The sequence below is a fragment of the Oerskovia jenensis genome, from assembly GCF_016907235.1.
In the GTDB taxonomy this organism is placed as follows: Bacteria; Actinomycetota; Actinomycetes; order Actinomycetales; family Cellulomonadaceae; genus Oerskovia; species Oerskovia jenensis.
The window spans coordinates 2,688,682-2,710,338 of record NZ_JAFBBO010000001.1 but is presented as its reverse complement, the minus strand read 5'-3'; the positions used below and the strand labels follow the sequence as shown (position 1 = coordinate 2,710,338).

Here is a 21,657-nt window from a genome sequence, read left to right as displayed (position 1 = left end):
GTAGGTTACGGTGTAGTAGTGAACACCTTGGCAAAGCAGCCCTGGCTGAGTCGGTACTCCCCAGGGGTTCCCGCGACCGTCGACGTCCCCGACGAGCCCGTGACCGCGGCGCTCGCCCGAGCGGCTGCCCGCTGGCCCGACCGGGTCGCGGTCGACTTCTTCGGTGCGACCGTCACGTACGCGCACCTGGCCGAGAAGGTGGACCGCGCCGCGAGCGCCCTGTCCACGCTCGGCGTGGGGCGTGGCGACCGGATCGCGCTCGTGATGCCCAACAGCTCCTCGCACCTCGTCGCGTTCTACGCCGCGCTGCGCCTGGGTGCGACGGTCGTCGAGCACAACCCCACCTACTCGTCAGACGAGCTGGCCCACCAGCTCGCCGACTCGGGTGCGACCGTCGCGCTCGTCTGGCAGAAGGCCGTCCCGACGGTCCTCGCCGCGAAGCCGGGCACCGGGCTGCGCACGGTCGTGTCGGTCGACATCGCCCGTGACCTGCCCCTCGTCAAGCGCATCGCGCTGCACCTGCCCGTCACGGCGGCGCGCACGCAGAGGGCCGCGCTGCGAGGCCCGGCGACGGCAGGCGTCCCCGACTGGCACCGGCTCGTCGCGAGCGCAGGTCCGCTCGACCCGTCGACCCCCCAGCCCGAGGCCGACGACGTCGCCCTCCTCCAGTACACGGGCGGCACGACGGGCACGCCCAAGGGCGCGGTCCTGACGCACCGCAACCTCGTCGCGAACACCGTGCAGGGCCAGGCGTGGGCGTCGTTCCGCGAGGGCAAGGAGACCGTCTACGGCGTCCTGCCGTTCTTCCACGCGTTCGGCCTCATGTTCTGCCTGACCCTGCCCGCGCGCATCGGCGCGACGCTCGTCGCGTTCCCCAAGTTCGACGCCGAGTCGTTCCTGGCCGCGCAGAAGCGTCGCCCCGCGACCTTCCTCCCGGGCGTCGCGCCCATGTTCGACCGCATCGCCGTCGCGGCCGCCAAGGCCCGCGCGGCGGGCAAGTCCGTCGACCTGCACTCGATCCGGCTCGCGTTCGCGGGGGCCATGCCCATCAGCCCGACGACGGCGCGCACCTGGGAGGAGGCGACCGGCGGCCTGCTCATCGAGGGCTACGGCATGACCGAGACGTCCCCCGTGGCTCTCGGCAACCCGGTCTCGGCCGACCGCCGGCCCGGCACGCTCGGCCTGCCGTTCCCGAGCACCGACATCCGGGTCGTCGACCAGGACGACCCGACCAAGGACGTCGAACCGGACGAGACCGGCACGGTCCGCGGCGAGCTGCTCATCCACGGGCCGCAGGTCTTCCAGGGCTACTGGAACCGCCCCGAGGAGACGGCTCACCAGCTCCTCGACGGCGGCTGGTTGCGCACGGGCGACGTCGTGACCGTGGACGCGGACGGCGTCGTCACGCTCGTCGACCGCATCAAGGAGATGATCATCACCGGCGGGTTCAAGATCTACCCGTCGCAGGTCGAGGACCACCTGCGCCTCATGCCCGGGATCCGGGACGTCGCCGTCGTGGGCCTGCCCGGCGAGGGCTCGGACGAGCGAGTGGCCGCGGCCGTCGTGCTCGACGAGGACCAGAGCACCGCGAGCGGGCTCCCGATCGACCTCGCGGCCGTACGCGAGTGGGGCGAGCAGAAGCTCGCGCGCTACGCCCTGCCCAAGCACCTGTTCGTCGTGCCCGACCTGCCCCGCTCGCAGATCGGCAAGGTGCTGCGCCGCGTCGTCCGCGAGAACGTGCTGGGCAAGCCGACCGACGGCGAGGGGCACGGGGGGCACTCCACCGGCGGCGCGGCGCCGACCGCCTGACCGTCCCCGGCACGACGCGAGGCCCTTCCCGGTCCACCCGGGGAGGGCCTCGCGTCGTCTCCGTCGCGGGGCGCGTGCTCGTGCCTGGCCCTGCGGCGTCCGGTCTCCGGTCTCCGGTCTCCGGGTCAGGGAGCCAGCAGGTCGCGCACGTGCGCCGCGATGTCGTCACGCACGAGCCGCATGCGTTCCATGCCCTCGATCCCGCGCAGCGAGGGCTCGTCGGTGTCCCAGACCACGACGGGCGTCCCGTCGTCGGTGGTCACCTGCGCCTCGCGGCCGAGGACGACCACGACGTCCGCGGCCGCGACCAGCTCCGGGGTCAGAGGCTTGGGGTGCTCGCCCGACAGGTCGACGCCGACCTCCTCGAGCGAGGCGACCGAGAGCGCGTTGAGGCTCGACCCCGGCGAGGTCCCGGCAGAGTCGACCCGCACGTCGGGTGCGATCTTCCGGGCCAGCCCAGCGGCCATCTGCGACTTGCCGCCGTTCTTGACGCATACGAACAGGACGGATTGGGGGGTGCTGCTCATCGGGGTCCTCCTGGTCGTCGGCCGACCGGTCGTCGGCCGACGTCCGGCCGTGCTGGTCGCAGGTCCCAGGCTACCGACGTGCGGGGAGTCGCCGGTCCGCCCCCCTCACCTGTCCGTGTCGTCGCACCGGATACACGTGCGGCCGGCCTGTGAGGTTGCTCGGGCCGGGCGACGAGTGCGCCGTTCCCGGCTGCTCAGACCGCCGAGTCGGGCGAGACGACCTCCCACGTCCCGAGCTGCGTGAACCCGGCGCGGGCCGCCAGGGCGCGGGACGCGGCGTTGTCGACCTGGCAGCGGTACTGCGGCTCGTAGCCCTGCGACAGGGCGTGGCGGCTGATCGCCCGGACGACCTGGCGGGCGTGCCCCTTCCCCCGTGCGTCGGGGAGCGTCAGGACACCCGTGTCCGCCAGGCGGGAGTCCCCCCAGGGGTACGTGCTCGCGGCGGCCACGAGCCGCTCGCCCTCGAACGCACCGAACACGGCCCAGTGGTCCAGCTCGACGTACGCGTCGTCGAGGTCCTGCTCGGGCGCGCTCGCCTCGAACGCGGAGAAGGCCGCGGCGTCCAGGGCGGTCAGCCGCCGCACGGTCGGCGCGTCGGCCTCGGCGCGCAGGGCGGTCGTGGCGTGCTGCGTGAGGTGGAAGACGCAGTCGGCCTCGTGCAGCGTGATGCCCGCGTCCTGCAGCGCCCGCCGCACCGACGCCTCGGTGACGGCCCGCGGTCCGGCGAGGTCCAGGAGACCCGCGATCTGCGGAGTCACCGCGACCAGGACGGCGCCTGGCCCGTCGGTGAGCGAGGCCGTCGGGGCGGCAGGACTGTCCGAGGCGTCCGCGCCACGGGTCGTCAGCACCGTGACGCGACGGTCCTCGGGCAGCCCCGGGTTGCTCACGACCGTGAGCGCCTCGTCCCGGTGCAGGACGTCGCCGCCCACGAGGGGCGCGCGCCAGAAGTCGGTGATCGTCTGGGAGAACAAGGGAGGGCTCCTCGGAGGTCGCGGGCAGCGACCTGCTGCGCGTTCCGCACGGTACAGGCGTGCGGCAGCGCACTCACCTCTTTTCACCGCCCCCGACGCGTGACCCACGTCGTGCGCGGGGCGAGGCCGAAGCGCGGTCAGCGGTCGCCGTCGGGCGCCCCTCCGTGGGGTCCCGCGAGCGCCGAGAGCGTGACCTCGAGCGTGACGATGCCGTCCGTCCCGCCGTACTCGTCGACGACGATCGCCAGGTGCACCCCGGTGCGGCGCACGAGCGCGAGCGACGGCAGGAGCTGGTGGCGTCCTCAGCCCCCGATCCCGTCGAGGAAGCGGACGACCCGCTCGGTGAGCAGGCGAGCCGCGTGCTCGTCGTACGAGGGCAGGCTCGCGTCGGCGAACAGGTGCGCGTCCCCGGGGTAGAGGAAGAGCTCGGCCTCGCCGGGCGCGGCCTCGACCAGGGCTCGGGCGGCGTCGAGGTCCCCCTCGTCGACGAAGATCGGGTCGGCGTCCATGCCGTGGATCTGCACGGGGACCCCGAGCGGCCAGCCGTCGCCGAACTCGGACGTCGGGATGCACGAGGAGAACAGCAGGGCGCCCTGTGCTCCCTCGCGGGTCTGCGCGAGCATCTGCGCGGGCACCACCCCGAGCGAGAACCCGGCGAAGACCAGCTCCTCGGGCAGCCCGTCCGCGACCGTGGCGCCGCGGGCCAGGATCGTGTCGAACCCGATCTGCTCGACGTACCCCATGCCGCTCTCGATGTCGGGGAACGTCCTGCCCTCGTACAGGTCCGGCAGGTGCACGACGTGCCCGGCCTCGCGCAGGGTCTCCGCGAACGCGCGGACCCCGGGCGTCAGGCCGAGCGAGTGGTGGAAGAGCAGTACCTCGGCCATGGGGGCTCCTTCGCGTCACGGGCGCCGAGGGGCGGCGCCGCCCTCCCGATCATCGCGCAGACCGCCCACGCGCGCCGGGTGCGCGGCGCCCGTCTCCCGTCGGTACCTCTCGGCACCGGTCGGCAGCGGCCGGCGCGCACGTCCTCGAGCCACGTCCGCGAACCACGTCAACGCCCCGTCGGCACCGGCCCCAGCCGTCGCAGCAGCGCGAGGCGGCTCGCGGTGCGCTCGACGTCGAGCGCGACGCCCTCCTCACCGTGCCTGCGCAGCGTCTCGTCGGGGTCCTGAAGGGCCAGGACGTGCAGCGGCACGTCGCGGTCGCACAGCACGTCGACGAGGTTCGCGAACCGTTGCCCCGTGTCGGGGGCCTGCGCACCCAGGGCAGGGACGCCGTCGAGCACCACGGACCCGAAGCGGTCGGCGAGGTGCAGGACGTCCGAGACCGCGGTGCGTCCCGTGCACCAGTGCGCGAAACCGAGCCACACCGTGACGTCCCGGGCCGCGAGGACCGGGTGCTCGCGCGATCCGATGCGCACGGTCGTCGCCTCGCCGGGCTCGGGCCGCGCGAGGCCGGCGGCCGCGAGGCGGGCGTCGGTCGCGGGCCACACGAACGAACCTCCCCGGAAGCCGCCCGTCTCCTCGCTGGGTGCGTGCCGGTGGTCGCGGTCGCCGCCGATCTCGACGACGTCGAGGCGCGCGGTCAGCAGGTCGATCGTCGGGACGAACAGGTGGTGGTAGGCGGGGCTCGGCAGGAGGCCCGACGGCGGGTAGTTCGACGTGAGGACCACGCGCACCCCGCGCTCGTCGAGGGCACGGACGGCCCGGGCGACGAGCATCGCGTCGCCCGCGTCGTGCACGTGGAACTCGTCGAAGCAGACCAGCCGCGCCTCGCCGACGATCACGTCGAGCGCCGCGTCGATCGACCCGCGGTGGAAACGCTCGCCGTGCAGGCGGCGCAGGAAGTCGTGGAAGTGGACACGGACCGCGTCGTCGCGGTCGTCCCGCCGGGCGACGGCCGCGAGGAACACGTCCATGAGCCAGGTCTTGCCGCGCCCCACGGGACCCCAGAGGTACAGGCCGCTCAGTGCGTCGGAGGGGGGTTCGGCGAGGCGCGCGGCGAGGGCGTCGAGGGCTCGGGCGGCGGGTTCCTGGCCGGGGTCGACCGAGAAGCCGCGTCGGGCGGCGTCCTGCCCGACGGCGTCGCGCACCACGGTCGGTGCGCCCGCCAGGGCGTCGGCCAGGTCCCTCGGGTGCGCCTCGTCCACCGCCCGAGGGTACGCGACGCTCCCTGGAGCGAGCCGTCAGGAGCGGCCCGGGTGTCTGCCCGGGCCGCTCCTGACGACCTGTCCGTGCACCGCGCCGCTGCTCGCGCGCCCGGGAGGTGGAGCGGCGGGAGAGGTGGGCTCCGCCGTCGGGCCGTGCGAGAGCGCGAGGCTCAGGCGAGCGCCTTGGCCTTGAGCGACGCGAACTCGTCGGGCGTGATGGTCCCCGCGTCGAGGAGAGCCTTGGCCGTGGCGATCTGGTCGGTCGGGGACTGGCCGCCCGTCGCGACCTCGCGGATGTAGGAGTCGGCCTGCGCCTTGGCGGCATTGGCGGCCGCGAGATGACGCTCCGTCATGCCCTTGCCGCGGGCGATGATGTAGATCAGCGCCGTCAGGAACGGGATGAAGACCAGACCCACGATCCACAGCGCCTTCCACCAACCGCTGAGCGTGTGGTCGCGGAACAGGTCGGTGAGGATCTGGAAGAGCACCATCAGGTACGCGATGAAGACGAACCACCAGATCAGAAGCCAGAAGAAGTCCCAGAATTCCATGGTGAAGCCCCGTTCGACGATCTCCGGCGCTCGCGAGCGCGAGGCGCTGAGGTCAGATTAGTGACGGGCGTCACGATGCGCGCGGCGAAACGGGCGGGTTCCGGGTGAAGCGCCCCTGATGCGACGTCTCGCGGGCACGCCGAGGGTCACGCACCTGTGACCCGCCGTCGGCCTCGGCGGGCCCCGTCGTTCCGGGGAGGATCGATTCACCCCACGCTTCCCGGTGACGGACAGCGGCCCGCACGCCATACTGAGGCGATGACCGAGGCCCAGGCGATCTTCGAGCTGGTCGAGGCGGGTCTCGGGACGCCGACCGCTGACGAGTCCTTCGACCGCTTCGCCCGCCTGGCCATGCGCCAGCTCGGCGTCCCGACGGCCGCGGTGTCCCTGGTCCTGTCGGACGAACAGGTCTACCCCGGGGCCCACGGCATGCCCGAGGACATCCAGCTCAGCAGGCGCATGCCGCTGACCCACTCGTTCTGCCAGCACGTGACGAACGACCGCGAGCCGCTCGTCGTGCCCGACACCCGCAAGGACGCCCGCGTCTGGGACAACCCGTCCATCCCGGAGTTCGGTGTCCTCGCCTACGCGGGCTTCCCGATCTTCGACCAACGGGGCCGCGTCGTCGGGACGCTGTGCGCGATGGACGACGAGCCGCACGACTGGACCGACACCGACCTCGCGACCCTTGCCGACCTGACGGCCGCGTGCACCTCCGAGCTCCAGCTGCGCATCGCCCACGAGCGCGCGACGAGGATGCAGAACCTCGCCATCCAGGCGACCCGGCGCAACCGCCTCCTGCTCATGCTCAGCGAGGCCTTCGCCGACGCGACCTCGGTCCAGGACGTGGGCGAGACCCTCGCCTACGTGGCGTCCTCGGCGATCGGGGCCCGGTACGCCGGGCTCGCGGTCGTCGACCCGTCGCGCAAGAGCCTGACCTACACGAGCATGGACCACCTGGAGCCGGCGCTCTCGCCGTCGTACCGGTACGCGCGCCTCGACGACCCGGACCGTGTCCTGTCCTTCGTCGCCCGCACGCAGGAAGCCCTGTTCTTCCGGGACGAGGCCGAGATCCTCGCGGCGTTCCCGACCGTCTCCGAGGCGCTCGACGAGAGCGTCGGCGCGCGGGCGCTGCTGCCCGTGCTCTCCGGCACGACCCTGCTCGCGGTCATCTTCCTCGGGTGGGAGCAGGGCAAGACCGCCGACGACGAGTCCCTGTCCCGCGCGGGCCTCGCGGGATTCGTGGCGCACGCCCTCGAACGCGTCAAGCTGCTCGAGGAACGGCGCGACGCCGCCACGACCCTCCAGGCCGCGATGCTCACGGCGCTGCCCGACATCCCGCACCTCGAGCTGGCCTCGACGTACTCGCCCGCGACCCTCACGGACCAGGTCGGCGGGGACTGGTACGACGCGGTCGTGTACGACGAGGACGCCTCGGTCCTCATGATCGGCGACGTGACCGGCCACGACATGCGGGCCGCAGCCGAGATGGGCCAGCTCCGGTCGATGCTGCGCACGTTCGCCTGGAGCCACGACGAGTCGCCCTCGGCCCTGCTCCGCCTCCTCGACCGCGCGAACACCGGGCTCTCGCTCCATGCGAGCGGGACCGCGGTCGTCGTCCGGCTCGACCGACGCGGCGACTTCTACGACCTGTCCTGGTCCAACGCCGGGCACCCGCCGCCGCTCATCCTGCGGTCCGACGGGAAGGTCGAGCTCCTCGACACCCGACCGGACATGATGCTCCGTTTCGTCCCCAACGCCGCGCGCTGCGACCACATGACCCACCTCGGCCCGGGCGACACCCTCCTGCTGTACACGGACGGGCTCATCGAGCGGCGCGGGGTCCCGCAGAGCGCACGCCTGGCGGGCCTCGCGCAGGCCCTCGCGACACTGCGGCACGGCTCGACCCTCGCGCTCCCGAACGCCCTGGTCCAGCGCCTGGTCGGCAGCGACCAGCGCGACGACATCGCGGTCCTGGCGGTCCGGGTCCGGGCAGCCGTCGACTCCCACCCGACGCCCGCGTGCCCCACCCGGATGACGCGCGACGTCGAGCACTCGACCGCGGCGATCTCCCCGGCACGGCGCTGGGTCGACGACATCCTGGAGAGCTGCGGGATCAACCGCGACCAGCGGCGCACCATCATGCTCCTCGCGAGCGAGACCCTGACCAACGCGGTCCAGCACGCGCAGGGACCGCTCGAGGCGGTGGTCGAGGTGTGGCCCGCGACCGTGCGGATCGGTGTCCGGGACGCGTCCCCCGACGAACCGACCCTGCACGACCCCGAGCCGCACGAGACGGGCGGTCGCGGCATCCAGTTCCTCGACCGGTTCGCCGACCGGTGGTTCGTCGAGCACAAGACGTCCGACGGGCCGGGCAAGACCGTCTGGTTCGAGCTCGCCCGGGCCGACGCCCTCTCCCGCTGACGGTGTGGGCGGCGCGCGCTACCGTGTGAGGTGGCGCACATCGCCGCGCGCCCACGAGAGGACACCATGACCGAACGTACAGCGACCGTCGCGGACGAGGACCTCGGGGAGCTCCTGGACCAGTACCGGTCGCAGCTCACGGGCTACTGCTACCGCCTGCTCGGCTCGTCCTTCGAGGCGGACGACGCGGTCCAGGACACCATGGTCCGCGCCTGGCGCTCCTACGACCGCTTCGAAGGACGCTCGGCGCTGCGCTCCTGGCTCTACCGCATCGCGACGAACGTCTGCTTCGACCATCTCGCCCAGCGCAAGCGTCGCGAACGTCCCATGGGGCTGGGTGCCGCCCAGTCGGCCGAGGAGAGGAACCTCGGCGAGCAGCTCTCGGAGGAGACGTGGGTCGAGCCCGTCCCCGACGACCGGGTACTGCCCCGGGACGGCGACCCGGCCGACGTCGCGGTCGGGCGGGAGTCCATCCGCCTCGCGTTCGTCGCGGCCCTGCAGTACCTGCCGCCCAAGCAGCGCGCCGTCCTCATCCTGCGCGAGGTCCTGCGCTGGCAGGCCAGCGAGGTCGCCGAGCTCCTGGAGACGACGGTGCCGTCGGTCAACAGCGCGCTCCAGCGTGCGCGGGCCACGCTGTCCGCCCAGGCGCACTACGGGTCGGGCCCCGGGACGGACGGCGCCAACCTCCCGACCGTGCCCGTCGACGAGGACAAGAACGAGCTCCTGGAGAAGTACCTCGACGCGTTCGAGCGCTACGACATGCCCGCGCTCGTGGCGCTGCTCCACGACGAGGCCACGCTCTCGATGCCGCCGTACGCGCTGTGGATGCAGGGCCCGGTGCAGATCGAGCGGTGGATGGTCGGGCCTGGGGCGGAGTGCCGCGGCTCACGCATGGTGCCGGTGCGCGCCAACGGGACGTTCGGCTTCGGCCAGTACCGGGTCTCCCCCGACGGCGGGTACGACGCCTGGGCGCTGCAGGTGATCGACACCGCGGACGGCAAGGTGACCGGCATCAACGCGTTCCTCGACGTCGAGGCCTGGTACCCGCTCTTCGGTCTGCCGCTCCACCTCGACGCGTAGACGCCACCGCGGGAGAGGCCCGGTCCTGCCGGGCCCCTCCCGCGTGCGCTGCTCGACGTGCGCCGTGCAGGGCGCGCGCCGCGCACGACGCGCGTGCGCGACGCCCCCGGATCAGTCGAAGGTCTCGAGGAGCACGCGGCGCTCCTCCTGGGTGAGGTTCGTGGCGATGAGGTCGCCGTGCAGCCCGTGGAACCGCTCGCCCACGCGGTCCAGGTTGCCGTCCTCGGTCACGGCGAACAGGGCGGAGGTGCCCTCGGTGACCTGAGCGCGGATGCGGTCGAGCTGGTCCTTGTTCAGTCCCACGGCCTCCATGGACTTGTGGATCGCGCCCAGGGCAGCGCCTGCGGCGACCCCGATCACGGGCACGAAGAAGAGCGCCCCGAACAGCAGGCCCCAGAAGGCGCCCCAGCCGGTCCCGCGCCACTCGTCCTCGTGCGTGTGGCGCGTCGTGGGCTTCTTCGCCCCCTCGGGCCAGGTCACGATCGCGCGGTCGACGATCTTGATCAGACCTTCGGACGCCGCGTCCTTCAGGACGCCGGACGCGACCTCTGCGCCTCCGGGGGTGTCGAACGACCAGACGGTGAACGTTGCCATCGTTGTCCTCTCGGGTGGGTCGGAAGCCCCGGGCGGGCCGGGGCCGGGGTGGAGCAGGGCTCGGTCAGCCGAGCAGCTTGGCCTTGGCGGCAGCGAACTCGGCGTCGCTGAGGACCCCGCTCGCGTGGAGCTGGCCGAGCTGTTCGATCTGCGCCAGGAGGTCGTTCCCGCCCCCGGCGGCAGGTGCTGCGGGCGCCGCCTGCGCAGCCTGGGCCGCCGCTGCCTGCTGCGCGTAGAGCTGCTGCTGCTGGGCCTGCTGCTGCGCCTCGTACTGCTGCTGCTCCGCCTGCTGCTCGGCCTTGCCCTGCTGGTGCCGGTTCACGGCGCCGGCCGTGGCGGACGCCGTCCCGGCGATGACGGCCGTGCGGGCCATCGTCCCCAGCAGACCTGGGCGTCCTACGCGTCGTAGTGGCATGGTGTGCTCCGTTCCTCGTGCGGTGATGTCCGAGTGCGTGGTGTCCTCGTGCGGTGGTGTCCGTGCGGTCGCCCTGTCGGGGGTTCGTCCCCGTCGGGGGTTCGCCCCGTCGGGGGTTCGCCCCGTCAGGGGTTCGTCCCCGTCGGGGACGGCCCTCAGCCGATCTCGGCGAGCTCGACGATCTCGTTGACGACGTCGGCGGGGATGCGTTCCTGCGCGATCACCGCAGCCCCGGCGTCGTGCACGGCGCCCACGAACTGCCGCGCCCAGGAGTGCTCGACGATCAGGACGAGGGCGGACGTCCCGGGCTCGAGGTTCGACGCGACGTCGTCGATGTCCTCCTGCCCGGCGAGGCCCGAGCTGCCGAGCTGGGTCTCGGTGATGTCGAGCTCGTCGCCGAGGTCCTCGACCTCGATCACGTCGATCTCTCCACCGATCCCCTTGCGGATCACGGTGAGGTCGAGGAGCGTGACGACGTCGGACCCGAGGAGGTCCGCGATCGCCATCTTGACCGCGTCCGGGACCCGCTCGGAGGGGAAGGCGATCGCGACGAACTCGACCGGACCGAACTGTGTCGTGGCCATGGGTGGTGCTCCGTTCTTCGGGGTTGCGGGGTGCGGGAAGTGGTGGAGCCGGTCGCGGTCCGGCGGTCCGGCCGCAGGAGGGACCACGTCAGGCGGGAGTCGCGTCCGTCGTCACGGCAGGTGGGCGTCGGACCTCGACGCCCGCTCGGCCTCGTCACCGTGCACGACGAGCGCCCACAGCACGAAGATGCCCAGGACGATCGTGACGACCGACCACCACGGGCTCGCGGGGAGCGCGACGAACTGGGTCAGCACGTTGAGCACGACGAGCACGATCGCGACGAGCCGTGCCCAGCCGCGGCCCGCGAGGAGCGCGAAGCCCACGATCACGAGGAGCGCCCCGACGACCAGGTGGATCCACCCCCACGTCGACACGTCGAGGACCACGATCCCCTGCTCGCCCAGCCCGACGAGCTTCTCGGGGGAGAACGCGGCGACCAGGCCGCTGATCGCGTTGAACAGCCCGAGCGTGACCAGGACGATGCCCGCGAACCACACCCAGCCGACCCATCCCGTGACCTGTGACGACCGCGCCATGGTGCCTCCTCGCACACGTAGAACGGGTGACGTCGTCCTGGCCGTGACCGGCCCGGCGTCACCCCGGAAGTCTCGCTCCCCTGATCGTGGCACCGGACTCCCGCGTCGGCATCCGCTGCGCGAGCGGCCGTCCACCACCACTATGGGTCCATGGAGCTGGGGTTCACGGGCGGGATCGCGCTGGTCGTCGTGCTCGGGGTCGTGGGGCAGGTCGCCGCGAAGGCGCTCAGGGTGCCCTCGATCCTGCTGCTGCTCGTGCTGGGGCTGCTGGCCGGCCCGGTGTCGGGGCTCGTCGACCCGGACGTCCTGCTGGGCGAGGACCTGTTCCCGCTCGTGTCCATGGCGGTCGGCCTCCTGCTGTTCGAGGAGTCGCTCAAGCTCGACATGAAACGGCTCCAGGGCGGGGCGCGTCGTCCGGTCGCGCTGCTCGTGACCCTGGGGGCGGTCCTGACGGGGGTCGGAGCGACCCTCATCTGCTGGTGGGTGCTGGACCTGCCGCTGTCCCGGGCCGCGGTCATCGGGGCCATCCTCATCGTGTCGGGACCCACGGTCGTCGGGCCGTTGCTCGCGGTGATCCGGCCCAAGCAGCCGCTCGAGTCGGTGCTCGCGTTCGAGGGGATCTTCATCGACCCGATCGGCGCGACGGTCGCGCTCGCGATGGCCAACATCGCGCTCCACGCGGCCCCCGAGCACCTGGGCGCGACCGCGCTGTCCGGGGTCCTGACGGGGGCGGTCGCCGCGGCGGCGTACGTCGCGGCGGTCCGGTGGGGCAAGGTCCCGGCGGCGACCGAGGTGTCGCTCGCGTTCGCGACGGCGCTCGCGACGTATGCCGTGGCCGAGGCGTTCCACGAGGAGGCCGGCCTGTTCGCGACCACGACGCTCGGGATCGTGCTCGCGAACCAGCGCTGGGCGCGCATCGAACCGCTGCACGAGTTCGGCAGCCACGTGGGGCTGCTCCTCATCGGCACGCTCTTCATCCTGCTCTCGGCGCGGGTCGACCTCGACGCGCTCGCGACCTACGCGCTCGCGACGCTCGCGATCGTGGCGCTGCTCGTCCTGGTCCTGCGCCCGCTCGTCGCGTCGATCGCGACCACGGGCAGCGTCCTGTCGAGCCGAGAACGGGTCATGGTCGGGTGGATGGCCCCGCGCGGGATCGTCGCGGCGTCGACCGCGTCGGTCTTCGCGCTGCGCTTCGAGGACGACGGTCAGCCGTTCGAGCAGCTCGTCCCGGTGGTCTTCGGGGTGATCCTGCTGACGGCGATCGTGTACGGCCTCACCGGGCCGTGGGTCGCGGGCCGCCTGGGCGTCCGCTCGCCCGGCCCGGAGAACCTGGACGACGACGGGGTCCCGGTCGCGCAGGAGCGCGCGCCCGGCTGACCACGCACGCGGACCTGCGCGACCGGTACCGGTGTGTGACGCGGACCTTCCTGCCCGACGGCGTGGGCGCGCCACCGGCGAGCACGCGTTCGCTACCTTCACCCCATGACGAGCGACGCGAGCACCACTCCGGAGCCGGCCACCCCGGGCGCTCCGCAGGTCCAGGGCGCCCCGACGTCCCCGAGCCCCGACCGGCCCCGGGACTTCCTGGCGCTCTCCCCCGACGACCCCCGCAAGCCACCCCGGTGGCTGCCGCGCGCGCTCTTCATGACCGTCGTCGCGGTCTTCGTCGGGATCTTCGCGTGGTACGCGATCGGTACCCTCGAGAGCCTCGGCGTCAACATCCTCATCGCGTTCTTCATCGCGCTCGCGCTCGAGCCGATCGTGGTGTGGCTCGTCCGGCACGGGTGGCGGCGTGGCGCGGCCGCGGCGACGGCGCTGCTGGGTGGTCTGGTGCTCGTCGTGGGCATCTTCGCTCTCTTCGGCAACCTGTTCGTGCAGCAGCTCGTCCAGCTCGTCCAGTCGATCCCTGCCCTCTACACCGACATCCAGGAGTTCCTCTCGACGAGGTTCGACGTCGACATACCGAGCTCCGACGAGCTCCTCAAGCAGGGGTTCAACGAGTTCGGCGAGGACGTCGCGTCCGGTGCCCTGGTCGTGGGGACGACGATCGTGGGCGTGATCTTCGCGTTCCTGACGATCATGCTCGTGACGTACTACCTGCTCGCGGCGGGCCCCAAGTTCCGGGTCGCGATCTGCCGCTGGCTCACGCCGAACCGTCAGCAGGAGGTCCTGCGCCTGTGGGAGATCACGCAGGTCAAGGTCTCCGACTTCATCAACTCGCGCATCGTCCTCGCGGCACTGTCGAGCGTCTTCACGTTCGTCTTCCTGCTGATCGTGGGCACGGACTACGCCCTGCCGTTGTCGGTGTTCGTGGGCGTCGTGTCGCAGTTCGTCCCGACGATCGGTACGTACATCGGCGGCGCGCTGCCCGTGATCGTGGCGCTCACGTCGCAGGGGCTGCCGCAGGCCCTCGCGGTCCTCATCTTCATCGTCGCGTACCAGCAGCTCGAGAACCTGTACTTCTCGCCCAAGGTCTCGGCGCGGGCACTGGAGATGAACCCCGCGGTGTCGTTCGTGGTGGTCCTCGCGTTCGGGGCGGTGTTCGGGGCGCTCGGAGCGTTCCTGTCGCTCCCGATCGCCGCGACCATCCAGGCCGTCGCGAACACCTACATCCAGCGGCACGAGCTCGTCGACTCGCACATGCTGCACGACCCCGGCCAAGGGAAGGACGACGACCCTGCCGACGACGAGGGCGGGGACGACAGCGGGCCCGCGCGACGTCGTCGGGCCAACCGGAAGGCCGGGCGCGACGCCGCGAAGACCGTCGACGAGCGCCACGCCGACGGCATCGAGTAGCGCCCGCAGCACCGCGACCGTCCTCGACGCCCTGACCCCCGACGACACGGCACCGGGCCTCCGTGCCCGCGCGCACGAACCGTCACCGTGCCATCGTGGCCGGGAGGTCCCGTCCGGCGGCGTCCGCCGGCTCCGCCCAGAGGTCGAGGAGAGCAGATGTCGCACCATGAGCTTCCAGGTCGTCTCGGGTCCGTCCGCAGGGACGGCGAGCTCCCGCGCCGGGAGGACGTGCCGCTGATCTTCGACGAGCTGGACCGTCAGCTCGCGACCCAGGCGTACCTGTGGGCGTTGCCGATCGTGTCGTACGCGCAGTGGAGGAAGGTCCACTACGAGGTGTTCGGGGCGACGGGCTCGGACCTGGTCCACTACGTGACGTACCAGGACCGGTTGGGCCTCATCACGGCCAACGCGACCACGCCGTACATCCTCAACTTCTTCGACCTGTCGCAGACGGGTCCGCTCGTCATCGAGCTCCCCGCCGGCCCCACGGCGGGCGGGGTCTCGGACTTCTGGCAGCGGGAGTTCGGCGTCATGGGCGAGATGGGGCCCACGGGCGACGCGGGCGGCAAGCACCTGGTCCTCCCGCCCGGGCACGAGGTGCCGACCGGGGCCGAGGAGCACATCGTCCTGCGCTCGACGGGCGTCAACATCATGTTCGGCTTCCGCACCCTCGACCCGGACGACGCCCGGGCACGAGCCCTCGTCGACGCTGTGCGGATCTACCCGTTCGCGCTGCGCGAGGACCCGCCCGCGACCCGGGTCGTCTCCCCGGACGGGCGCCCGTGGTCGGGCGACCAGCCCACGGGGCTGGAGTTCTGGGAGCGCCTGCACGACGTCTACCAGAACGAGGTCGTCGACGAGCGCGACCGCTTCTACCTCGCGATGCTCAAGCAGCTCGGGATCGAGAAGGAGCGGCCGTTCGAGCCCGACGCCCGCCTGCGCGCGATCCTCGAGGAGGGAGCGGCGGCGGGTGAGCTCATCGCGCAGGCCAACTCGTTCGATAAGCGGTTCGCCGGCTCTCGGTACTGGGAGGACCGCCGGTGGGACCTGACGATCGCGCTCTCGACCTCCGACCAGAGAGCGCCGTTCTACGACGAGCTCCTGGAGCGCGCGTCGTGGTTCTACGAGGCCGTGAGCTTCTCCGCCGCCATGAAGAGCCACACCCCGGGGCTCGGGCAGGCGTACCTCAGCGCGTACACGGGCGCTGACGGCGAGTGGCTCGACGGCGCGCGCCACTACACCCTGCACGTGCCCGCGAAGGTTCCTGCCAAGCTGTTCTGGTCCGCGACGGTCTACGACGCTGCGACCCGCTGCCTGATCGACAACGAGCAGCAGCGCGGCGACCGTGGCTCGCGGGACGCGGACCTCGTCCCGGACGACGACGGTTCGGTCACCCTGCACTTCGGCCCCACGCCACCGCCGAGCGGAGAGTCGAACTGGGTGCAGACCGTCCCGGGCAGGCACTGGTTCTCCTACTTCCGGTTCTACGGCCCGCTCGAGTCCTACTTCGACCGCAGCTGGAAGCTGGGCGACATCACCCCCGTGTGACCGGCAGCGCTAGGGTGCCCGGATGACCGACGCCCCTGCCGTGACCGTCCGTCCCGCGACCCGTGACGACCTGCCCGCGGTCGCGGAGATCGCGGCGCACCACGTCCTGCACACGGTCTCGACGTTCCAGACCGAACCGCTCCCCCTCGCGGGCTGGGAGGAGCGGTGGGAGTCGCTGCGGGCGGCGGGTCGCCCGTTCCTGGTCGTCACCGTGCCGGGCGCACCCGGCCTGCCCGACGACGTCGCCGGGTTCGCGTACGTGGGCGCCTGGCGCGAGCGGCCCGCCTACGCGGCGACGGGCGAGGACACCATCTACCTCGCCCCCGGCAGCGAGGGACGCGGCCTGGGCCGGACGCTCCTGACCGCCCTCCTGGAAGCGGCCGCGGAGGCGGGCGTGCGCGAGCTCGTCGCGGTCGTGAGCGACGCCGACTCCTCCGCGTCCGTGGTGCTGCACGAGAAGCTGGGCTTCCGGCGGGTCGGGCGTCTCGAACGCGTCGGGTTCAAGCACGGCCGCTGGCTCGACACCGTGCTGCTCCAGCGCTCGCTGGGCTGACGCCGCGGGAGAGGCCGCCCGCCCGGGCCACGCGACGCCGTCGGGCCTGGGCCGTTCAGAACGCCGAGACGTCTCCCGGCGCACGCTGCGGCCTGCTCAGGGCGCGCAGCACGGCCGTCTGCCCGTGGCGGCGCACCGACACCGTGGTCAGGACGCCGAGCACGTCCGCCACGACGTCGTCCCCGAACAGCGGGGTCGGCAGGGCCACGCTCGCCGCGAGATCGTCGCTGTGGACCGTGAGCTCGACGAGCCGCGTGAGCAGGTAGTCGTCGGTCGTCAAGGACCAGGACAACCACGAGGGCGAGACGACGGCAGGGGCATCCGGGTCCGCGAGCAGCACGGCGACCCGGTCGAGCGCGGCCCGTCCACGGCCCAGGACCGCGTCCGGACCGTCGTCGGCCAGCGCGTCGCTGCGTTCCCGCACGCCGACGTTGGCCGGGGAGTCGAGGTCGGCCCCGACCCACTCGGCGCGCGCGTAGTGGTCGTGCACGCCGACGACCTCACGTCGCGCCACGGGCGACTCGAGCACGAGGCGCGTGTGGACGACCTGCTGGAGCAGGTGGTGGGCCAGCCCGCCGACGCTCATCCCGGCGCACGCGCTCTCGGCGGACCAGGCGGCGGCGACCTCGGGCCGGGACGCGAGGTCGAGGGCGCTGCGGGCGGTCGCGAGGAAGGAGGTGCGGTCCATGCCGCACAGGGTAGGCCCGCGGCGGGCCCTCCTCCCGCGCCCGTGGCACGATGGACAGATGATCCGACCCCTGCTCGTCGGAGTGCACCCGGGCCAGCACCCGGACATCGTGCAGCGCGCCGCCGGTTTCGCGCACGCCCTGGGGACGTCGGTCGTGTGCGTGTGGGTCGACATCGGTCCCGTGCCCGACGACGGCCGTGGGGAGCAGCGGCTCAAGGCCGAGCTCGACCAGGCGCTGCACGGGACGGGCGTCGGCTGGACCCTCGTCGTCGCGGGTGACGGCGACGTCGCCCGCCAGCTCGACGAGGCCGCGGTGGGCCATGACGCCGCGATCGTCGTGGTCGGCGCGCACCGTGCAGGCGCGGACGGGTGGCGCAACGAGGCCCTGGGCGGGTCGGTCGCGGGGAGGCTGTCGCACCTGCAGCACCGGCCCGTCGTCGTGCTGCCCGTGCTGCCCGCGCCCTCCGAGAGCGAGCCGGACGAGGACTGACGGCCCGCCCGCGAGAACCGCCCGGCCTCCCGGGACATCGGCCCCTGCCGCCCGGGACACGTCCCACCCCACGCTCGTCGTGCCAACCACCCACGGCCGCCGCCCGTCCGGGCCCGGCCCCACGACACGCAGGGGTCCCTCATGACCGCACGACCGACAACCTCCCTCACGCCCGGCACCGACCTCGCCCACGGGCATCCCGCCCGCGCCTCCCGGGCCTGGGCGTGGACCGGCGTCGCGGCCGGCGTCCTGGGCATCGTCTCGATCCAGGCGTCCTCGGCCCTCGGGGCGAACTGGGCCACGACGGCGGGCGACGCCGACGCGATCGTGGCCGACCTCGCGGGCAAGACGCCCACGCTCCTCGTCTTCCACACCGCGACCGTCCTGGTCGCCCTCCTCGTCCTGATCTTCGCGGCAGGGCTCAAGCGCCGGCTCGACGTCCAGGCTCCCGCCGGGAGCCTCCTGCCCACGGTCGCCGGCTGGGGCCTGGTCCTGACCTCGGTCGCCGCGTTCATGGGTTCCGGGCTCGACACCCAGTTCATGTTCGGCTTCGCCGACCTCGACCTGGTCGTCCCCGAGGCGGGCGCGTTCTTCAGCGACTGGACCGCGACCATCCCGTGGCTGTGGGTCGGTGCGGGCCTGACCGCGGTCGCGGTCGCCGTCGCGTCCCTGCGGCACGGCGCCGCGCCACGGTGGATCGGCGTCGTGAGCCTGCTCCTGGGCGGCCTGACGCTGCTCGTGGGCATCTCTCCGCTGCAGTACATGGCGGGCTTCGTGGGTCCGGTGTGGCTCACGGTCGCGGCGCTCGGCTTCGCGCTGGGCGACCGTCGCTGACCGGCCCGACGGCGCAGCCCACCACCGTGGACCCGTCACCACCCCCACGGCCCGCCCCGGGCCGCGCGACCGGTCCCGTCCCCGTCCTCGGGGGCCGGGCCGGTCGTGGGAGTGCGCGGGCCCGTCCGGGCGTCCCCGCGGAGAGTGCGGGAGACCGTGCGGGTGGAATCGCTCCCGACCTCTGTCGCCCGGGCGTCCGCGCGCCCTACCGTGGCGCTGTGGGCGCTGTCGCAGGGGACGAGCCACCGGAGTCCTCCGGCGAGACGGTCACGCCCCCGCTCACTCGCGAGCAGGCATCGGCCGAGGTCCCGCTCGGCCGCCCCGGGCGACGGTCGGCGTTCGGCCGCACCGCCCTCGGGACCGGTGGCCTGCCGCGGACAGCGCTCGCGATCGCGGTCACCTCGTGGACGCTGGGCCTGGCGGCGCTCGCCCTCCAGCTCGCGTCGGGTGTGGGCCTCCTGCTCGGCGACCTGCTGTTCGTCGTCGTCGACGCGATGGTCGCGCTCGTCTACGGGTCGGTCGGGGCGATCATCCTCTCGCGGCGACGGCACGTCGTCGGGTGGCTGGTCTCGCTCGCGGGGGTCGGCGGCGGGCTGGCCGCGCTCGGTGGGGCGTGGGGCAGCTACGCGAGCACGCACCCCGACCTGCCGGCGCTCGACCCTCTCGCCGCGGCGTACGGGCTGGCGTGGGTACCCGGGACGATCGGGCTGTTCGTGCTGGTGCCGTGGTTCGTGCGCGACCACCCGTTGTCCGTGGGCGCGTGGCTCGGGGTCGCGGGCGGCGTCGGGTCGATCCTCTACTTCGTGCTGGCCCCGGTCGACGACCCGCGCCCGGCCATCCTCGGCGTCGTCGTCATGGGGCTCGTGACCGCGGCCGCGACGTGGTGGCGCCACCGGCACGGGCCGCCCGAGGAACGCCGCGGCCTGGGCCTCCTGGCCCTCGGCACGGCCGTCATGGCCCTGTCCTTCCTCCCGCTGCTCGGGACGTGGAGCTCGCCCGACGTGATCCTCGCGCTGCCCCTGACCCACCTCGCGTGCCAGGCGCTGTTCCCCGCGGCGCTGCTCGTCTCGGTCCTGCGCAACCGGCTGTGGGGGCTCGACCTCGCGCTGAGCCGCGCCACGATCGGCGCCCTCCTGACGCTCGCCCTGGTCGCGGTCTACGTCGCGCTCGTCGTCACGGTGACCGCGCTCGTCGGGAACCGGCCGCTCGCCCAGGTCCTCGCGGCCGTCGGGGTCGTGCTCGCGGTCCAGCCTGCCCGCACGTGGCTCCAGCGGCGCGTGCGCGCCCTGGTCTACGGCGAGACCACCGACCCCGGGCGGGCCGTGCTGCGCATGGGCCGCCAGCTCGGCGTCGCCGCGACGGCCGAGGAGCTGCTGCACGGGCTCGTCGCCTCGACGGGTGAGTCGCTCAAGCTCGAGTCGGTCACGCTCACGAGCCGGGGGACGCCCCCACGCGCCGGATCACCCGGCAGCGAGGAGCCGGTCACGGGGCCACCGCCCGCAGATCCTGACGCGTCCGCGGTCGAGAGCCCGCCGCCGACCGTCGAGGCCGCCTGGGGCAGGCCGACGTCGACCCACGTCACGCACGTGCCCGTCGAGCACGGCGGCCGGGTCCTCGGCGACCTCGCCGTCACCCCCCGCGCGGGCGAGCGCCTCGACACCCGGACCCGGGACGCGCTCGCCCAGCTCGTGCCCGTCGTCGCCGCCGGCCTCGCCCTGGCAGGCGGCGCGCGCGACCTCGAACGGGCCAAGGACGCCGTGACCCGGGCGCGCCTGGCCGAACGGCGACTCGTCCGCCGGGAGCTGCACGACGGCGTCGGGCCGTGGTTGAGCGGGCTGCGGCTCGGGCTGCAGGGCGCGCGCAACACCCTCGCGACCGACCCGGCCGCCGCGGCCGCCGTGCTCGAGGCGCTCCAACGCGAGGTCGAGCAGCGGGTCGGAGACGTGCGCACGCTCTCGCGCAGCCTCCTGCCGCCCGCGCTCGACGAGGCCGGGCTCGAGGCCGCGCTGCACGACCTCGCCGACCACCACGACGCGAACGGCTTCGCGGTCGAGCTGCTGTGCGGGCCGTGCGGCGACCTCGACACCCGCATCGCCGCCGCGGCCTACGCGATCGCGAGCGAGGCCGTCATCAACGCCTCGCGCCACAGCGGGGCGGCGGGCTGCCGCGTCGAGGTCGCCGCGCACCCGGACGGCGCCCCCGCACCGGGCACCCACCTGGTCGTGACGTGCGACGACGCGGGCGCGGGCGTCGGACAGGACGCGCGCGCCGGCGTCGGGACGCGGTCCATGCGGGAGCGCGCCGAGGAGCTCGGTGGGACCCTGGAGATCACCCCGCTCGCACCGCGCGGCACGCGCGTGCGGGCCGTCCTCCCGCGGAAGGTCGTGCTGTGAGCGTCATCCGCGTGGCCCTCGTCGACGACCACCCCGTGTTCCGCATCGGGATGGCCGCGCTGCTCGACTCGCTCGACGGCGTCCGTGTGGTGGCGCAGGCCGCGAGCGCCGCCGAGGCCAGGGCCCTCCTGGGGGACCCGGCCGGGATCGACGTGGTCGTCATGGACCTCGACCTGGGCGACGGGTCGGGCGTCGAGCTCACGCGGGACCTGGTGCGCACCCGTCCCGACGTGCCCGTGCTCGTCATGACGATGCACGAGGACGACGACTCGGTCGCTGCGTGCCTGCGCGCCGGGGCACGCGGGTACCTCGTGAAGTCGGCGACGCCGCACGAGGTCGAGCGGGCCGTGCGGGCCGTTGCCAACGGCGAGCTCATCCTGGCGCCGGGGGTCGCGGCGCGGGCCGTGGCGAACGTGCTGGGCGGCTCGCGGACGGCCGTGCCGTTCCCGCAGCTCACCGACCGCGAGCGCGAGGTCCTGGCCCTCGTCGCCGCGGGCCTCGACAACACGGCCATCTCGCGGCGGCTCGCGTTGAGCACCAAGACGGTCCGCAACTACGTCGCGGGCGTGCTCGCGAAGCTGAGCCTGCGCGACCGGGCCGCGGCGATCGTGGCGGCCCGGGAGGCGGGCCTGGTCCCGGACCGGACGGCGCCCCGCTGAGCCGGCGGCCTCCCCCGCTGAGTGCGGAGTAGTTGTCGTGGATCCGGCCGAT

22 protein-coding genes are annotated in these 21,657 nt (G+C 73.3%); 11 read left to right on the top strand and 11 right to left on the bottom strand.

The features are described from left to right. Positions 1-18 precede the first annotated feature (18 nt). Positions 19-1,809: an AMP-binding protein gene (locus tag JOD49_RS12205; protein ID WP_307822516.1), complete on the top strand. Its 1,791-nt coding sequence runs from the start codon at positions 19-21 to the stop codon at positions 1,807-1,809. A 125-nt stretch (positions 1,810-1,934) separates the two neighbouring features. Here JOD49_RS12205 and JOD49_RS12200 read toward each other — a convergent pair whose 3' ends face one another. The 6 genes from JOD49_RS12200 to JOD49_RS12180 all read right to left on the bottom strand — a co-directional run bounded on the left by JOD49_RS12200 (position 1,935) and on the right by JOD49_RS12180 (position 6,010). Next, complete coding sequence (locus tag JOD49_RS12200; RefSeq protein WP_205307426.1) at positions 1,935-2,336, bottom strand: arsenate-mycothiol transferase ArsC; 402 nt, start codon at positions 2,334-2,336, stop codon at positions 1,935-1,937. A gap of 194 nt (positions 2,337-2,530) precedes the next feature. Further along, positions 2,531-3,307, bottom strand: a complete 777-nt coding sequence (locus JOD49_RS12195; RefSeq protein WP_205307425.1) for a GNAT family N-acetyltransferase — start codon at positions 3,305-3,307, stop codon at positions 2,531-2,533. 137 nt (positions 3,308-3,444) lie between these two features. Next, positions 3,445-3,576, bottom strand: coding sequence for a hypothetical protein (locus JOD49_RS20560; RefSeq protein ID WP_275588974.1), 132 nt, complete (start codon positions 3,574-3,576; stop codon positions 3,445-3,447). Positions 3,577-3,609: 33 nt separating this feature from the next. Further along, entirely contained in the window at positions 3,610-4,194 is a 585-nt protein-coding gene (locus JOD49_RS12190) for a dienelactone hydrolase family protein (protein WP_205307424.1), read from the bottom strand. 167 nt (positions 4,195-4,361) lie between these two features. After that, positions 4,362-5,459, bottom strand: a complete 1,098-nt coding sequence (zapE, locus tag JOD49_RS12185) for a cell division protein ZapE (protein ID WP_205307423.1) — start codon at positions 5,457-5,459, stop codon at positions 4,362-4,364. Positions 5,460-5,629: 170 nt separating this feature from the next. Beyond that, the gene (locus tag JOD49_RS12180; protein ID WP_205307422.1) at positions 5,630-6,010 is read right to left on the bottom strand and encodes an SHOCT domain-containing protein; all 381 of its coding nucleotides are present in this window, start codon (positions 6,008-6,010) and stop codon (positions 5,630-5,632) included. A 258-nt stretch (positions 6,011-6,268) separates the two neighbouring features. On the opposite strand from JOD49_RS12180, the gene JOD49_RS12175 reads away from it, so the two are divergent. Then, a complete protein-coding gene (locus JOD49_RS12175; RefSeq protein WP_205307421.1) occupies positions 6,269-8,434 on the top strand; it encodes a SpoIIE family protein phosphatase in 2,166 nt (721 codons plus the stop codon). Between the two features lie 66 nt (positions 8,435-8,500). Then, a complete protein-coding gene (locus JOD49_RS12170; RefSeq protein ID WP_205307420.1) occupies positions 8,501-9,514 on the top strand; it encodes a sigma-70 family RNA polymerase sigma factor in 1,014 nt (337 codons plus the stop codon). A gap of 111 nt (positions 9,515-9,625) precedes the next feature. Here the strand turns inward: JOD49_RS12170 and JOD49_RS12165 are convergent, their stop codons facing one another. From JOD49_RS12165 to JOD49_RS12150, 4 genes are all read right to left on the bottom strand, one after another. Next, on the bottom strand, positions 9,626-10,108 hold the full coding sequence (locus JOD49_RS12165) for a DUF1269 domain-containing protein (RefSeq protein WP_205307419.1): 483 nt from the start codon (positions 10,106-10,108) through the stop codon (positions 9,626-9,628). A gap of 64 nt (positions 10,109-10,172) precedes the next feature. Then, complete coding sequence (locus tag JOD49_RS12160) at positions 10,173-10,523, bottom strand: SHOCT domain-containing protein (RefSeq protein WP_205307418.1); 351 nt, start codon at positions 10,521-10,523, stop codon at positions 10,173-10,175. Positions 10,524-10,678: 155 nt separating this feature from the next. Beyond that, positions 10,679-11,107 carry a DUF6325 family protein gene (locus JOD49_RS12155; protein WP_205307417.1) on the bottom strand — a complete coding sequence of 143 codons (429 nt, stop codon included), beginning with the start codon at positions 11,105-11,107 and terminating at the stop codon, positions 10,679-10,681. A 111-nt stretch (positions 11,108-11,218) separates the two neighbouring features. Next, entirely contained in the window at positions 11,219-11,644 is a 426-nt protein-coding gene (locus tag JOD49_RS12150) for a DUF7144 family membrane protein (RefSeq protein ID WP_205307416.1), read from the bottom strand. 150 nt (positions 11,645-11,794) lie between these two features. Here JOD49_RS12150 and JOD49_RS12145 point away from each other — a divergent pair, with 150 nt between their 5' ends. The 4 genes from JOD49_RS12145 (at position 11,795) to JOD49_RS12130 (ending at position 16,541) form a co-directional block, all read left to right on the top strand. Next, entirely contained in the window at positions 11,795-13,021 is a 1,227-nt protein-coding gene (locus tag JOD49_RS12145; protein WP_205307415.1) for a cation:proton antiporter, read from the top strand. Positions 13,022-13,126: 105 nt separating this feature from the next. Further along, positions 13,127-14,440, top strand: coding sequence for an AI-2E family transporter (locus tag JOD49_RS12140; protein WP_205307414.1), 1,314 nt, complete (start codon positions 13,127-13,129; stop codon positions 14,438-14,440). A gap of 156 nt (positions 14,441-14,596) precedes the next feature. Next, positions 14,597-15,988 carry a DUF1254 domain-containing protein gene (locus tag JOD49_RS12135; RefSeq protein ID WP_205307413.1) on the top strand — a complete coding sequence of 464 codons (1,392 nt, stop codon included), beginning with the start codon at positions 14,597-14,599 and terminating at the stop codon, positions 15,986-15,988. A 22-nt stretch (positions 15,989-16,010) separates the two neighbouring features. Beyond that, a complete protein-coding gene (locus JOD49_RS12130; RefSeq protein WP_205307412.1) occupies positions 16,011-16,541 on the top strand; it encodes a GNAT family N-acetyltransferase in 531 nt (176 codons plus the stop codon). Positions 16,542-16,596: 55 nt separating this feature from the next. Here the strand turns inward: JOD49_RS12130 and JOD49_RS12125 are convergent, their stop codons facing one another. Beyond that, positions 16,597-17,229 carry a maleylpyruvate isomerase N-terminal domain-containing protein gene (locus JOD49_RS12125; RefSeq protein WP_191790072.1) on the bottom strand — a complete coding sequence of 211 codons (633 nt, stop codon included), beginning with the start codon at positions 17,227-17,229 and terminating at the stop codon, positions 16,597-16,599. Positions 17,230-17,287: 58 nt separating this feature from the next. On the opposite strand from JOD49_RS12125, the gene JOD49_RS12120 reads away from it, so the two are divergent. The 4 genes from JOD49_RS12120 to JOD49_RS20780 all read left to right on the top strand — a co-directional run bounded on the left by JOD49_RS12120 (position 17,288) and on the right by JOD49_RS20780 (position 21,605). After that, positions 17,288-17,719 (top strand): universal stress protein, encoded by a 432-nt coding sequence (locus tag JOD49_RS12120; RefSeq protein WP_205307411.1) that lies wholly within the window; start codon positions 17,288-17,290, stop codon positions 17,717-17,719. 141 nt (positions 17,720-17,860) lie between these two features. After that, positions 17,861-18,553, top strand: a complete 693-nt coding sequence (locus JOD49_RS12115) for a hypothetical protein (protein ID WP_205307410.1) — start codon at positions 17,861-17,863, stop codon at positions 18,551-18,553. 218 nt (positions 18,554-18,771) lie between these two features. Beyond that, the gene (locus tag JOD49_RS12110; protein WP_307822515.1) at positions 18,772-20,946 is read left to right on the top strand and encodes a sensor histidine kinase; all 2,175 of its coding nucleotides are present in this window, start codon (positions 18,772-18,774) and stop codon (positions 20,944-20,946) included. Next, the gene (locus JOD49_RS20780) at positions 20,943-21,605 is read left to right on the top strand and encodes a response regulator (RefSeq protein WP_307822514.1); all 663 of its coding nucleotides are present in this window, start codon (positions 20,943-20,945) and stop codon (positions 21,603-21,605) included. Before JOD49_RS12110 ends, JOD49_RS20780 begins: the two co-directional genes overlap by 4 nt. The last annotated feature ends 52 nt before the right edge of the window (positions 21,606-21,657 follow it).

What these genes read in the sequence shown, in the direction of transcription:
- JOD49_RS12155 (WP_205307417.1), bottom strand. Translation starts at nt 11,107, where the DNA reads ATGGCCACGACACAGTTCGGTCCGGTCGAGTTCGTCGCGATCGCCTTC.
- JOD49_RS12130 (WP_205307412.1), top strand. Translation starts at nt 16,011, where the DNA reads ATGACCGACGCCCCTGCCGTGACCGTCCGTCCCGCGACCCGTGACGAC.
- JOD49_RS12160 (WP_205307418.1), bottom strand. Translation starts at nt 10,523, where the DNA reads ATGCCACTACGACGCGTAGGACGCCCAGGTCTGCTGGGGACGATGGCC.
- JOD49_RS12115 (WP_205307410.1), top strand. Translation starts at nt 17,861, where the DNA reads ATGACCGCACGACCGACAACCTCCCTCACGCCCGGCACCGACCTCGCC.
- JOD49_RS12180 (WP_205307422.1), bottom strand. Translation starts at nt 6,010, where the DNA reads ATGGAATTCTGGGACTTCTTCTGGCTTCTGATCTGGTGGTTCGTCTTC.
- JOD49_RS12140 (WP_205307414.1), top strand. Translation starts at nt 13,127, where the DNA reads ATGACGAGCGACGCGAGCACCACTCCGGAGCCGGCCACCCCGGGCGCT.
- JOD49_RS12125 (WP_191790072.1), bottom strand. Translation starts at nt 17,229, where the DNA reads ATGGACCGCACCTCCTTCCTCGCGACCGCCCGCAGCGCCCTCGACCTC.
- JOD49_RS12120 (WP_205307411.1), top strand. Translation starts at nt 17,288, where the DNA reads ATGATCCGACCCCTGCTCGTCGGAGTGCACCCGGGCCAGCACCCGGAC.
- JOD49_RS12135 (WP_205307413.1), top strand. Translation starts at nt 14,597, where the DNA reads ATGTCGCACCATGAGCTTCCAGGTCGTCTCGGGTCCGTCCGCAGGGAC.
- JOD49_RS12170 (WP_205307420.1), top strand. Translation starts at nt 8,501, where the DNA reads ATGACCGAACGTACAGCGACCGTCGCGGACGAGGACCTCGGGGAGCTC.
- JOD49_RS12150 (WP_205307416.1), bottom strand. Translation starts at nt 11,644, where the DNA reads ATGGCGCGGTCGTCACAGGTCACGGGATGGGTCGGCTGGGTGTGGTTC.
- JOD49_RS12175 (WP_205307421.1), top strand. Translation starts at nt 6,269, where the DNA reads ATGACCGAGGCCCAGGCGATCTTCGAGCTGGTCGAGGCGGGTCTCGGG.
- JOD49_RS12145 (WP_205307415.1), top strand. Translation starts at nt 11,795, where the DNA reads ATGGAGCTGGGGTTCACGGGCGGGATCGCGCTGGTCGTCGTGCTCGGG.
- JOD49_RS12190 (WP_205307424.1), bottom strand. Translation starts at nt 4,194, where the DNA reads ATGGCCGAGGTACTGCTCTTCCACCACTCGCTCGGCCTGACGCCCGGG.
- JOD49_RS12200 (WP_205307426.1), bottom strand. Translation starts at nt 2,336, where the DNA reads ATGAGCAGCACCCCCCAATCCGTCCTGTTCGTATGCGTCAAGAACGGC.
- JOD49_RS12165 (WP_205307419.1), bottom strand. Translation starts at nt 10,108, where the DNA reads ATGGCAACGTTCACCGTCTGGTCGTTCGACACCCCCGGAGGCGCAGAG.